This window comes from Brevundimonas kwangchunensis (genome assembly GCF_039523815.1).
Taxonomy (GTDB): domain Bacteria; phylum Pseudomonadota; class Alphaproteobacteria; order Caulobacterales; family Caulobacteraceae; genus Brevundimonas; species Brevundimonas kwangchunensis.
This window is the reverse complement of the sequence record NZ_BAAAGA010000005.1, coordinates 516,370-529,300: the sequence shown is the minus strand read 5'-3', so window position 1 is coordinate 529,300 and position 12,931 is coordinate 516,370. Positions and strand designations below refer to the sequence as shown.

General features: G+C 68.5%; 12 protein-coding genes. 10 read left to right on the top strand and 2 right to left on the bottom strand.

Going from position 1 to position 12,931, the window contains the following annotated elements:
- Positions 1–4: 4 nt before the first annotated feature.
- The 4 genes from ABDZ95_RS11710 to fabD all read left to right on the top strand — a co-directional run bounded on the left by ABDZ95_RS11710 (position 5) and on the right by fabD (position 4,335).
- Complete coding sequence (locus ABDZ95_RS11710; RefSeq protein ID WP_343793925.1) at positions 5–1,411, top strand: FAD-binding oxidoreductase; 1,407 nt, start codon at positions 5–7, stop codon at positions 1,409–1,411.
- A 102-nt stretch (positions 1,412–1,513) separates the two neighbouring features.
- Complete coding sequence (locus ABDZ95_RS11705; RefSeq protein WP_343793923.1) at positions 1,514–2,944, top strand: purple acid phosphatase family protein; 1,431 nt, start codon at positions 1,514–1,516, stop codon at positions 2,942–2,944.
- A gap of 94 nt (positions 2,945–3,038) precedes the next feature.
- Complete coding sequence (locus tag ABDZ95_RS11700) at positions 3,039–3,314, top strand: hypothetical protein (protein WP_343793921.1); 276 nt, start codon at positions 3,039–3,041, stop codon at positions 3,312–3,314.
- A gap of 76 nt (positions 3,315–3,390) precedes the next feature.
- The gene (fabD, locus tag ABDZ95_RS11695; protein WP_343793919.1) at positions 3,391–4,335 is read left to right on the top strand and encodes an ACP S-malonyltransferase; all 945 of its coding nucleotides are present in this window, start codon (positions 3,391–3,393) and stop codon (positions 4,333–4,335) included.
- A 179-nt stretch (positions 4,336–4,514) separates the two neighbouring features.
- On the opposite strand, the gene ABDZ95_RS11690 is transcribed toward fabD, so the two are convergent.
- Positions 4,515–5,810: a serine hydrolase domain-containing protein gene (locus tag ABDZ95_RS11690; RefSeq protein WP_343793917.1), complete on the bottom strand. Its 1,296-nt coding sequence runs from the start codon at positions 5,808–5,810 to the stop codon at positions 4,515–4,517.
- A 70-nt stretch (positions 5,811–5,880) separates the two neighbouring features.
- On the opposite strand from ABDZ95_RS11690, the gene fabG reads away from it, so the two are divergent.
- Entirely contained in the window at positions 5,881–6,621 is a 741-nt protein-coding gene (gene fabG / locus ABDZ95_RS11685) for a 3-oxoacyl-[acyl-carrier-protein] reductase (protein WP_343793915.1), read from the top strand.
- Positions 6,622–6,760: 139 nt separating this feature from the next.
- Here fabG and ABDZ95_RS11680 read toward each other — a convergent pair whose 3' ends face one another.
- Positions 6,761–7,966, bottom strand: a complete 1,206-nt coding sequence (locus ABDZ95_RS11680) for a pyridoxal phosphate-dependent aminotransferase (RefSeq protein WP_343793913.1) — start codon at positions 7,964–7,966, stop codon at positions 6,761–6,763.
- Positions 7,967–8,054: 88 nt separating this feature from the next.
- On the opposite strand from ABDZ95_RS11680, the gene ABDZ95_RS11675 reads away from it, so the two are divergent.
- The 5 genes from ABDZ95_RS11675 to mreC form a co-directional block, all read left to right on the top strand.
- Positions 8,055–9,095: a hypothetical protein gene (locus ABDZ95_RS11675; RefSeq protein ID WP_343793912.1), complete on the top strand. Its 1,041-nt coding sequence runs from the start codon at positions 8,055–8,057 to the stop codon at positions 9,093–9,095.
- Between the two features lie 3 nt (positions 9,096–9,098).
- Positions 9,099–9,821: a TVP38/TMEM64 family protein gene (locus ABDZ95_RS11670; protein ID WP_343793910.1), complete on the top strand. Its 723-nt coding sequence runs from the start codon at positions 9,099–9,101 to the stop codon at positions 9,819–9,821.
- Between the two features lie 61 nt (positions 9,822–9,882).
- A complete protein-coding gene (locus ABDZ95_RS11665; RefSeq protein ID WP_343793908.1) occupies positions 9,883–10,500 on the top strand; it encodes a glutathione S-transferase family protein in 618 nt (205 codons plus the stop codon).
- Between the two features lie 239 nt (positions 10,501–10,739).
- A complete protein-coding gene (locus tag ABDZ95_RS11660; protein ID WP_343793906.1) occupies positions 10,740–11,780 on the top strand; it encodes a rod shape-determining protein in 1,041 nt (346 codons plus the stop codon).
- Between the two features lie 140 nt (positions 11,781–11,920).
- Positions 11,921–12,931: rod shape-determining protein MreC (mreC, locus tag ABDZ95_RS11655; protein ID WP_343793904.1), on the top strand; the 1,011-nt coding region annotated here is incomplete at its 3' end.

Below are 12,931 nucleotides of genomic sequence, written 5' to 3'. Positions count from 1 at the left end.
ACTCATGACCTCTCCGTCGCCAGAAGCCTCGAATTCCCTGAAGGTCGCCGCCGGTCCCGGGGGGTGGACCGATGATCCGGCCGAGATCGCGCCGTGGCTGAAGGAGTGGCGCAATCGGTGGAGCGGGCATACGCCGCTGATGCTGACGCCGCGCTCGACGGACGAGGTGGCGCGGCTGGTCAGGATATGCGCCGAGCATCAGGTGGCGATCGTGCCGCAGGGCGGGGCGACTGGACTGGTCGGCGGGCAGGTGCCGTTCGGCGAGGTGCTGTTGTCGCTGCGCAAGATGCGGGCGGTGCGCGATGTGACGCCGCTGGATGACGCCATGACGGTCGAGGCCGGGGTGACCTTGCTGGAGGCGCAGCAGGCGGCAGCGGCGGCGGGACGGATGTTCCCGCTGAGCCTCGCGGCCGAGGGCTCGGCGACCATCGGCGGGGTGATTTCGACCAATGCCGGCGGCACGGCGGTGATCCGCTATGGCGTGATGCGCGATCTGGTGCTGGGCATCGAGGCGGTGCTGCCGAACGGCGAAATCTTCCGGGGGCTGAAGCGGCTGCGGAAGGACAACACCGGCTATGACCTGAAGCAGTTGCTGATCGGGGCCGAAGGCACGCTGGGCGTGGTCACCGCGGCGACTCTGAAGCTGTTTCCGGTGATGCGCTCGCGGGCGACCGCCATGGTGGGGCTTGAGAGCGCGCGCGACGCGATCGAACTGCTGGCCCGCGCCAAGGCGGAGACCGGCGGCGGGGTCGAGGCCTTCGAGCTGATGAAGCGGATCGGTATGGAGTTCGTGCTGAGGAACATCCCCGACACCCGCGAGCCACTGGAGAGCACGCCTCCCTGGTATGTGCTGATCGAGCTGGTCTCCGGCGAGCCGGGCGCGGCGGAGGTGGGGCTGGAACGCATCCTGACGGCGGCCTTCGAGGAAGGGCTGATCGTCGACGCCGCCATCGCCCGGACAGACAGCCAGCGCGCCGACTTCTGGAAGGTGCGGGAAGAGCAGTCCGCGGCCCAGAAGCCCGAGGGCGGCGGCTGGAAGCATGACGTCTCGGTCCCCGTTTCGCGCATCGCCGACTTCCTGGACGAGGCCGCGGCGGCGGTGCAGGCCTTCGAGCCCGGCGCGCGGGTCAGCGCCTTCGGCCACGTCGGCGACGGCAACATGCACTACGACGTCCTGTGCCCGCCGGGTGCGGACCATGCCGCCTTCATCGGCCGCTGGGCCGAGGGTTCGCAGGTCGTGCACGACGTGGTGGCCCGCTACGACGGTTCGATCTCGGCCGAGCACGGGCTGGGCCGGCTGAAAACCGACGAGGCGCGGCGTTACAAGACCCCGCTGGAGATCGCGACCATGAAGGCCGTGCGCGAGGCCATCGACCCGCAGCGGATCATGAACCCCGCGGTGCTGTTCTAGAGGCCGTCGGCGACCTTTGTGTCGCAGGTCACAAATCCCGGACAAAACCGTCGCACTCGGACGTTAGGTCCGGGCCGACTGCTGCTCGTCGGGGATTCCATCATGAAGACGTCGCTCGCCGCCCTGATGAGCGCTGCCAGCCTGTTCGCCGGTCCGGCGATGGCCCAGGTGGTCGCGCCGCCGGATCCCGATCCGGTTCCCCCGCCGGCCCATGCGCCGAACGGCCGTTGGGAGGCGCGCAGCTGGGCTGACCGGATCGTGCTGACGCCCGCCGCCGACGCGGCGCGGGGCGCAGCTGTCGCCTGGCGCACCAATACGACGCAGGCGACCGCGGAAGCCCAGATCGCCGTGGAGATCGACGGGCCGCTGCTGGGGCATACGGCCCGCACCGTGACGGGAACGACGGCGCCGATCGAGACCGAGAACGGCCGGGCGAACTATCATCAGGTTCGGTTCGACGGCCTGACGCCGGGCACGCGCTATGTCTATCGCGTCCGCGCCGCAGACGGCTGGAGCGAGTGGCTGCCGTTCCGCACCGCGGCCGAGGGCTTCGCGCCGTTCCGCTTTGTCTATCTGGGCGACACCCAGAACGACATCCTCGAGATCGGCTCGCGGGTAATCCGCTCGGCTTTGAAAGAGGCCGGGCCGATCGGTCTGGTCGTCCACGCCGGCGATCTGGTTGCCCAGCGCGGAACCAAGGTGCACGACGACGAGTGGGGCGAGTGGACCGAGGCCGGCGGTCGCGCCTTCGCCATGACGGCCCAGATTCCGGCGGCGGGCAATCACGAGTACGTCGATCACATTCTGGCGGACGGCACGGAATCGCGCCGGCTGGGGCCGCACTGGCCGCTGCAGTTCGCCCTGCCGCAGAACGGGGCCCAGGGCGCGGAGCAGACCAGCTATTTCGTCGACTATCAGGGCGTGCGGTTCATCATTTTGGACGGCACGGCGGCGCTGGATCTGGGCGCGAACGAGAGCCAGACCCGCTGGCTGGACCAGACGCTGGCCTCCAGCACCGCGCGCTGGAACATCGCCCTGTTCCACCAGCCGCTCTACACCTGCGCCCGGCCGGAGGACACGGAGGAGCTGAAGGCGGCGTGGAAGCCGATATTCGACGCCCGCCGCATCGATCTGGTGCTGCAGGGACATGACCACTGCTACGGCCGCGTTTCCGATCCGGCCGGGGCCGAGGCCTCGCGCGCGAACAGCGACGCGGGGCTGCCGCAGGGACCGGTCTATGTGGTCTCGGTCACGGGCTCGAAGATGTACGGGCTGAACGACCGGGCGGACACCCAGCCGGTGCGGGCGGCCGAGAACACCGAGCTGTACCAGCTGATCGACGTGGCCGAGGACCGGCTGAACTTCCGCGCCTTCACCGCCACGGGCGGCCTGTACGACGCCTTCACCCTGGTGCGGGGCGAGGACGGGCGGAACCGGCTGGTCGAGACCGAGGACACCCTGCTGGCCCTGCGTCGTTGCGACGGCGCGGCAGGTCCGGACGATCGTCCATGCACGGCGGAGATCAAGGACTGACCTCGTTTCATTTCCACAGGAAAGTGAAACAAAAGTAGAACATTTGCATGTCACTCCGACTCGCCCGCTGTAAGGTGGACGGGTAGGAGGCGACATGCGGGACATTCGAAGCGACTGGTACGAACCCCGGAACCCGGACGCCCATCCGCGGGGGCGGCTGGTGGTGCGCTGCATGTCGCCGGGCTGCGAGCATGCGGCCCTGATGGACCCTCGCCCGATCTTCGGCTCGCGTCGGGACTGGCCGCAGGAGGGGCATTCGACCCGTTTCCGCTGCGTCTGCGGCGGGCGGGAGAGCCAGGTCAGCTACACCGCCAATACGGCGCAGGCGAACGGGACGGTGTCGGCCGACGTGATCCGGCTCTGGCTCTAGGGAGAGGCGGCGCTTGCCCCTGCGGCAGGGTCGGCCTATCGCTGCGGCCTCGATTCACGGCCTCGGAGCTTCGACAATGACCCTCGCCCTCCTGTTCCCCGGACAAGGCAGCCAGGCGGTCGGCATGGGGGCGGCGCTGGCCGACGCCTTCGCCTCGGCCCGCGAGGTCTTCGCCGAGGTTGACGAGGCGCTGGGCCAGAAGCTGTCGACGCTGATGCGCGAAGGTCCCGAGGATCAACTGACCCTGACCGAGAACGCTCAGCCGGCCCTGATGGCCGTGTCGGTCGCCGCCGCGCGCGCGCTGAAGGCCGAGTTCGGCGTCGGCGTGGACCGCGCCGCCTTCGTCGCCGGCCACTCGCTGGGCGAATACTCGGCCCTGTGCGCCGCCGGGGCGATCAGCCTGTCGGACACCGCCCGCCTGCTGAAGCTGCGCGGTCAGGCGATGCAGCGCGCCGTGCCGGTGGGCAAGGGCGCGATGGCCTCGCTTATCGGGCCGAAGACGGATCTGGCGCTGGCCGAGGAAGCGGCGAAGGCCGGCTCGGAAGTCGGCGTCTGCGTCGTGGCCAACGACAACAACGCCGGCAACATCGTGATCTCGGGCGACAAGGCCGCCGTGGACCGCGCCATCGAGAAGGCCAAGGAACTGGGCGCGCGGGCGATCCCGCTGAACGTCTCGGCGCCGTTCCACTGTCCGCTGATGCAGCCGGCCGCCGACGAGATGGCGGCGGCGCTGGCGAGCGCGACCATCGTCGCCCCGATCGTGCCGGTGGTAGCCAATGTGCCGGCCCGCCCGGAGAGCGATCCGGAGGTCATCCGCCGCCTGCTGGTCGAACAGGTCACCGGCCGCGTCCGCTGGCGCGAGTCGATGGATTGGATGGCCGGTGAGGGCGGCGTCACGCGGTTCGCCGAGATCGGCTCGGGCAAGGTCTTGACCGGCATGGCCAAGCGCATCGCCCCCGATGCCGAGAGCGTCGCGCTGAATACGCCGGAAGAACTGGAAACGTTTGCGAAGAGCGTTTGAGTTCCAGAACTCAGTCGCTCCCGACCAAACGCCGTCATCCTCGGGCTTGACCCGAGGATCGGACGTGGGGGCGGGCTCTGAGCGTCCGGCTGTTCGCGTGTCGTGGTCGAGGCACAGCTTGCTTCGACCTCCGGCCCTCGGGTCGAGCCCGAGGGTGACGGAGTTTGGTGGCAGGGGCGTTAGCCCCGCACGATCCCCAGATCGGCATCGATCGCCGGCCGGACCTCCGAGATGATGTCGACCGCGCCGTAGGGCATGGCCTGGATCATCATGGTCGCGGCGAAGTTCTTCTCCGGGTCGATCCAGGCCTGGGTGCCGGCGGCGCCGCTCCAGCCGTACTCGCCCTGACGCAGGTGGCCCGGACGGGCGACCCAGCCGCCGAAGCCGTAGCCGCCGTTCAGGGCGGTCAGACCCTCGGGCAGGATGTCGGAGCGGATCAGGCGCGCGGTCTCGGGCCGCATGACCCGCACCCGGCCCGCGCGGCCGTCGTTCAGCAGCATGGCCAGGAAGTCGAGATAGTCGCGGGTCGAGGAGACCAGGCCCGCGCCGCCCGCATAGAGGGTGATCGGGGCCGAATAGTCCTCGACCGAAGCGCCCGGCGGCACAGTTGGCGGATTGGTCCCGTTGCGGCCGAAGGCGTAGATCTGCATCAGGCGGTCGGCGTCGCCGGGGCGAAGACGCCAGACGGTGTCGTCCATGCCGACCGGGTTCAGGATGCGGCGCTGGACGAAGTCGGGGAAGCTCATGCCCGAGGCGCGCTGGATGACCAGCCCCAGCACGTCGAGCGAGACGCTGTAGTTGTACGCCGTGCCGGGCTCGGCGATCAGGGGGATGTCGGCCAGCTTCGCCACCATCTCGTCGAGGTCGCGGACCTTGGGGGCGTCGCCATCCTCGGCCGCCAGTTCGCCGGTGAAGGGGAAGATGCCGTTGCGGCGGTAGGCGCGCTGCACCGGGCCGTTGCCGACGATGTTGTAGGTCAGGCCGCTGGTGTGGGTCAGCAGATGGCGGATGGTCATGACGTTCTGCGCAGGCCGCGCGTCCGCCAGCCGGCCCTCGCCGCCGGGCAGGACCTTCAGACTGGCGAACTCCGGAATGAAGTCGGCGACGGGCTGGTCCAGCGTCAGCCGGCCATCCTCGATCAGCAGAGCCGCGGCCGTGCCCGTGACGGGCTTGGTCATCGAATAGATGCGGAACAGGCTGTCGGGGGTGACCCGGTTGTACACGTTGAAGTCCAGCGTCCCGGCCTGGATGAAAATGTCCGAGCCGTCCGGCGCGCGCACGCCGACGGCCACGCCGGGCAGGCGGCGCTCGGTGACGTATTTGTTCAGCACGCCCTGGGTCATCGGCAGGCGTTCGAGCCCGCGAACCTCCGGCATCGGCAGGCCGCCGCCCGTGCTGGCGCATCCGGCCAGTCCAAACAGGCCCGCGCCCATCAGCAGCGTGCGGCGATCCGTGATGAGACGGTTTCGATCCATCGGGCGTTCCTCTGGCGATGTGGCGCGGGCTCGGATAGACCCACCCTCACGAAATGGCGGAGCTTTGAAAATGTTCAACCTCACTGGCAAGACGGCCCTGGTCACGGGCGCGACGGGCGGCATCGGCGGGGCCGTGGCCCGGGCGCTGCACGCGCAGGGCGCGACGGTGGTGCTGTCCGGCACCCGCGAGGCGGTGCTGCAGGATCTGGCGAAAGAGCTGGGTGAACGGGCCTTCGCCGCCGCCGCCAACCTGTCGGACGCCGAATCGGTCGACGGCCTGATCGGTCGCGCCGAGGAAGCCGCCGGCGCGCCGCTGGACATCCTGGTCGCCAATGCTGGGATCACGAAGGACGGCGTCCTGGTCAGGATGAAGGACGACGACTTCGAGCAGGTCATCAAGGTCAATCTCGAGAGCTATTTCCGGCTCACGCGCGCCGTGACGAAGGGGATGATGAAGCGCCGCGCGGGCCGCATCATCGGCGTGACCTCTGTGGTCGGCGTGACCGGCAATCCGGGCCAGACCAACTATGCGGCGTCCAAGGCCGGCATGATCGGCTTCTCCAAGTCGCTGGCCCAGGAAGTCGGATCGCGCGGCATCACCGTCAACTGCATCGCGCCAGGCTTCATCGCCTCGCCGATGACGGACGTGCTGAACGACCAGCAGCGCGAGACCATTCTGGGCAGCATACCGGCCGGCCGTCTGGGCACCGGCGACGAGATCGCGGCGGCGGCGGTGTTCCTGAGCTCGGACGAGGCGGCCTACGTCACGGGGCAGACGCTGCACGTGAACGGCGGCATGGCGATGATCTGACGACATCGCGTCGGACTTACCCCTCCGTCTCGTCGCGCGAGCGCGCCGAGCCACCTCCCCACGACGCGGAGAGGTGAAAGTGTCGGCTCACCTCTCCAGCGAAGCTGGGGAGGGGACCACGCGAAGCGTGGTGGAGGGGTTACTTCAGCGACGCACAGAACCGCTGGATGCGCGTGCACGCCTCTTCCAGCACGGTCTCGCTCGTCGCGTAGCTGATGCGGAAGTAGGGGCTGAGGCCGAAGGCGGAGCCTTGTACCACCGCGACGCCCTCGGCGTTCAGGAGTTCGGTGGCGAATGTGTCGTCACCGTCGATGACGACGCCGGACTCCGTTGTCTTGCCGACCAGGCCCTCGATCGACGGATAGACGTAGAAGGCGCCCTCGGGGGTCGCGCAGCGGATGCCGGCGGCCTGGTTCAGCATGGACACGACCAGATCGCGGCGAGCCTCGAAATGGGTCGCGCGTTCGGCGATGAAGTCCTGCGGGCCGTTCAGGGCCTCGACGGCGGCCCACTGGCTGACCGACGACGGGTTGGTGGTGGTCTGGCCCGCCACCTTGCGCATCAGGTCGATCAGCGGCTTGGGCCCGCCCGCGTAGCCGATGCGCCAGCCGGTCATGGCGTAGGCCTTGGAGACGCCGTTGACGGTCAGGGTGCGGTCGATCAGGTCGGGGGCGACCTGGGCGATCGTTTTGTAGTCGAAGTCGCCGTAGATCAGGTGCTCGTACATGTCGTCGGTCAGCACCCAGACCTGCGGGTGACGACGCAGGACGGCGGCGAGAGCCTCGAGCTCCTCGCCTGTGTAGGCGGCGCCGGTCGGGTTGGACGGCGAGTTGAGGATCAGCCACTTGGTCTTCCGCGTAATCGCGGCCTCGAGCGCCTCGGGACGCAGCTTGAAGCCGTCGGCCTCGTGCCCGACGACGCGGACGGGCTCGCCGCCGGCCAGCAGAACCATGTCGGGGTAGGAAACCCAGTAGGGCGCGGGAACGATCACCTCGTCGCCGGGCGACAGGGTGGCGACCAAGGCGTTGTAGATGACGGTCTTGCCGCCCGGGGCGACGTGGATCTGGTCGACGCCGTAGCTCAGGCCGTTCTCGCGGGCGAACTTGGCGGACACCGCCTGTTTCAGCTCGGGCAGGCCGTCGACGTCGGTGTATTTGGTCTCGCCGCGGCGGATGGCGGAGATGGCCGCTTCCTTGATGTTCTCGGGGGTGTCGAAGTCCGGTTCGCCGGCCCCCAGGCCGATCACGTCGCGACCCTCGCGCTTCAGCTCACGCGCCCGGGCGGTCACCGCGAGGGTGGCGGAGGGCTTCACGCGAGCGAGGGCGGACGACTGCAGACTGGACATGGGAGATTCTCGAGCGCGGGAAGGCGAGGGTTGTTTACGGGCGCGGCCCGGTGCGTGCAAATGGTGAGGCTGAAGCGGAGGTCACGTCGTGAGTCTTATTGTATTCGCCGCCATCGCCGCGCTGGCCGGGCTGGCCGGGCAGGAGCCGGCGGTCTCGCGGGATTGCCGCGACGACAATGGCGTCAATCGATGCGACAGCGGTCCGCGTGCCGAGACGCTGGCCCGGTTCTCGGCGCCCACGATCGAAGCCGACGCAGCGAGCGGGGCGGAGGTCTATCGGGTTCTGATGGTCGATGGATACGGCCAGGACTTGCCGGTGATCGCCTTCGAAAGGCGACCCGGGTCCTCTCCCCAAGCCGTCGTTTACGCGGCGGACGGGCGAAAGCTCACGGCCAGTGTGGGCGTCGAACTCTGGGGACGGGTTCAACGCGAGTTTCGCTTTGCAGATTTCGCGGTCGCCCATGAACCCCCTTTGCTGGATGGGCGCCCGATGCCCCCGGTCTGCCTGCATGCGTGGGTCACCACGGTCGAGATGGCGAACAGCCCTCTGGACCGCTCGCGTCTGGCTCCGGTGCGCCGACGAACCGACAACACCTGCTCAGGAGGACTGACGACCCAGTCGGCGTTCGGTCTTGCTGATCTGGCGCTGGAAGCCTTCCCCCAGTGCGAGGCGCTGGACGCGCAATCCTATCGCTCGGCGGTCAATCGACTGGGCGCCTGCGCCGAGCTGGACGGGGACGTCATCGCGGCTGCGCAGGCGCGTAGCGCGCTGATGAAGGTCGAATGGCGGAGAACCGACGAGGCAGTAGACGCCTACTGGCGGCGATACACCGGAATGAACGCGACACCGACCGTGACTTGGGACGGGGAAACCGTCGCCGGAGAGCTGCATGGACGAGAAGTGGCCGAGTTTCTGGCGGCTAAGTTTGCTGAACATCCTGTCCGGATGGTGGCGGAGCGGACGACCGGCCTGGATTCGAAGCATGTCGAGGTGACAGGTGTCCTGCAGCCGGCGAATGCCGGAGAGGTTCTCGGCGTCTATTCGCAGGTCTGGGCGTTGAGCCCTCATGCCCAGAACTGGGTGTTGCAGACCATGACCGTCACCATGGGCGCTCAGCCCGCCAACTGATCCATGCGCCGTTTCCTCGACTTCATCCTGAATATGGAGGCCCGTCGCTGGAAGGCGGCGCTGGCGACCGCCCTGCTGCTGGGTGCGACGCTGGGGCTGCTGGCGCTGGGCAAGACGCAACTCGGGCTGGCGACGGAGGAGAAGCTGGAGGCGTGGCTGCAGGGCTATGCCGGCAGTCCGTGGGCGTTCGCGGCGACCGTCGTCCTGTTCGTCGTTTCGGCCTTCATCGGCGCGCCGCAGTTCATTCTGATCGCGGCCTGCGTGGTCGCTTTCGGGCCGTCACTGGGCTTTTTCTACAGCTGGGCGGCGACGGTGGTGTCGGCGGGGGTGACCTACTGGATGGGACGCGGTCCCACCGCGAGGCTGCTGGACCGGGTCGGCGGGCGAACGCTGGACCGGCTGAAGCGGTTCGTGGGGCGCAACGCCTTCTACGCGAGCTTCATGATCCGAAATGTGCCCTCGGCGCCCTTCATCGTCGTCAACATGGCGTTCGGGGCGACGCGGGCGAATTTCTGGCTGTTTCTCGCCGGCTGCACGCTGGGCGTCTTGCCCAAGACGGCGCTGGTGTCCTTCTTCGGCGGAGCGGTGGTCTCGGCGGTCAGCGGCGACGGTGTCTGGACCTCGCTGATCCTGGCGGGCGTCGCGGTGGTCTGGTTGGGCCTGATGTTGGGCGTGCGCGAGTGGGTGAAGCGCCGCGAGCGGGCCGCCGGCGTGACCGAGGACTGAGGGAAAGACCCTCGCCGTTCCGCGTTTCCTTTCAAAGTCTCATGGTGATGGAGTTCGTCCGATGCTGAAGCTGTATTATTCTCCCGGCGCCTGCGCGATGGCTTCGCACTTTGCGCTGGAAGAGGCCGGCGTCGAGTACGAGCTGGTCAAGATCGACCTGAGGAAGGGCGAGCAGCGGACGCCTGAGTATCTGGCCATCAATCCGGCGGGCGTAACCCCGGCGCTGGCGACCGATCAGGGCGTGCTGACCGAGAACCTGGTGATCATGACCCATGTGGCGCGAGCCAGTCCGGACGCCGGGCTGACGCCGGAGGAGCCCGGCTTCGACTTCGACCGTATGCAGTCGTTCAGCGGCTTCCTGGGCGCGTCGCTGCATCCGGCGATCGGCGCAGTGTTGTTCGGCAAGCCGCCGCTGGAGGGCGAGGCGAGGGCGGCGGCGCTGGAGAAGGCGCTGGGCAAGTACGACGTCGTCGAACAGCACCTGCTGCGCGGCCCGTGGGCGATGGGTGATCAGTATACGGTGGCCGACGGGTACCTGTCGGTGTTCACCCGCTGGCTGCGGCAGGCAGACCTGCTGGACAAGGATCGCTACCCGAAGCTGAACGCGCATCTGAACCTGGTTCAGGCGCGGCCGGCGGTCGTCCGTGCCCTGCATATGGAGGGGCTTGAGCCGGTCTGACGATACGGGCTGGAAGCGTTGCCTGACACTATCGTGAACGGGACCGCACAGTTCCTCGCGCGCGCCGTGTAGACGGGACTTGTAATCCCCCTCGCACACGGGCAAACGGGCCTTCGGTCGGTCAGGCGAAGACGATCAGGAGGCGGCGCGTATGGGGATATGCGCAGCCGGGGCCTCGCCGAAGCGGATCAAGTCAGACGAACGCCCTTCCAGGCCCGAAAGAACGGTATCCCAGGCCCATGTTCTCCCACGTATTCGGCGCGATCTCTAACGACATCGCCATCGATCTCGGCACCGCCAACACCCTGATCTACATGAAGGGCAAGGGCATCGTGCTGAACGAGCCGTCGGTTGTCGCCCTGCGGAATGTCGGTGGACGGAAGATCGTCCACGCCGTCGGCATCGAAGCCAAGCAGATGCTGGGCCGCACCCCGGGCCACATGGAAGCCATCCGCCCGATGCGTGACGGCGTCATCGCCGACTTCGAGGTCGCCGAGGAGATGATCAAGCACTTCATCCGCAAGGTTCACAACCGCAAGGGCTTCGTGAACCCGAAGGTGATCGTGTGCGTGCCGTCGGGCGCCACCGCGGTCGAGCGCCGCGCCATCAACGATTCCTGCCTGAACGCCTCGGCACGCCGCGTGGGCCTGATCGACGAGCCGATGGCCGCCGCGATCGGCGCCGGCCTGCCGATCCACGAGCCGACCGGCTCGATGGTCGTCGACATTGGCGGCGGCACCACCGAGGTGGCCGTGCTGTCGCTGTCTGGCATCGTCTATTCGCGTTCGGTCCGCGTCGGCGGCGACAAGATGGACGACAGCATCATCAGCTACATGCGTCGCAACCATAACCTGCTGATCGGCGAGACGACCGCCGAGCGCATCAAGAAGGACATCGGCACCGCCCGTATCCCGGCCGACGGCGAAGGCCTGTCGATCGACGTGAAGGGCCGCGACCTGATGCAGGGCGTGCCGCGCGAGGTTCGCATCTCGGAGCGTCAGGCCGCCGAAGCGCTCGCCGAGCCGGTCGCCCAGATCGTCGAGGCCGTGAAGGTCGCGCTGGAAGCCACCCCGCCGGAACTGGCCGCGGACATCGCCGACAAGGGCATCATGCTGACCGGCGGCGGCGCGCTGCTGCGTGGTCTGGACGCGGAAATCCGCGATCACACCGGCCTGCCGGTGTCGGTCGCCGACGATCCGCTGTCGTGCGTGGCCATCGGCTGCGGCCGCGTGCTGGAGCATCCGCGCTGGATGAAGGGCGTGCTCGACTCGGCGCTCTGAAGCGTCAAGGTCGAAACACCGCCTCAAATCCCTGTCATCACAGGGGTTACACCAGTTTCCAACTGGCCCGGATTTTGCGATAGGCTCGGCAAATCGGCTGGGGGCGTCCCGCCGATTCCCTAATCACAGGAAGGCGCGCCGTGGCGTTTCGCGACGGACCGTTCGAGAACATCAAGGTGCCGCTGGTCTGGACCGCGGCCGTGGCCGTCGTCGTGTGCGCGATCGGCGCCATCCTGCTGGTCATCAGCGACTCGCGAGCCCAGGCCTCGCCGTATCAGCCGGTGCGGGCGGGCGTGGAGACCGTCGCCGGTCCGGTCGGCGGCGTCTTCGCCGCGCCGGTGCGCTGGTTCGGGGCCGCCAGCGACGGCATCCGGGGCTATTTCTTCGCCGTCTCCGAGAACCGCCGCCTGAAGCGCGAACTGGCCGAGCTGGCGCCGTGGCGTGACCAAGCCATCGCCCTGAAGAACGTCAACGCCCGCTACGAAGCCATGCTGGGCATCCGGCCGCAGCCGGACGTGCAGATGGTCACGGCCCGCTCGGTGCTGGATGCGCGGGGTCCGTTCTCGAACGCCCGCCTGATCGACAACGGCGCTGGCAGCGGCGTGAAGGTCGGCAACCCCGTCATCAACGAACACGGCCTCGTCGGCCGCGTGGTCGGCACCTCGTCGAACGTCAGCCGCGTGCTGCTGCTGACCGACGTCGCCAGCCGCGTGCCGGTGCTGATCGACCGCACGGACGCTCGCGCCATCCTGTCGGGCGACGGGTCGGGCAATCCGCGTCTGGAGTTCGTTCGCGGCGTCGGTTCGGTCCAGGCGGGCGACCGCATCCTGACCTCGGGCGACGGCGGCGGCTTCCCGCGCGGCGTGCCGATCGGCGTGGCCGCCAAGGGCATCGACGGCTCGTGGCGCGTGAAGCTGTTCAGCGACCGGGGCGCCATCGACTACGTCCGCATCATGCTGTTCGAGGACTTCGGTCAGTTGATCGGCGCGAACGACCTGAACGCCGCGCCGCTGACGGCGCTGAACACCTTGCCGGAAGCCACCGGCGAGCAGGCCGTCGCCATTCGTGACGCCGCCGCCCGCCGCGACGCCGCAGCCGCCGCCCAGGCCGAACGCATTCGCGCGGACAACGCCGCCGCGGCCGCCGCTGCG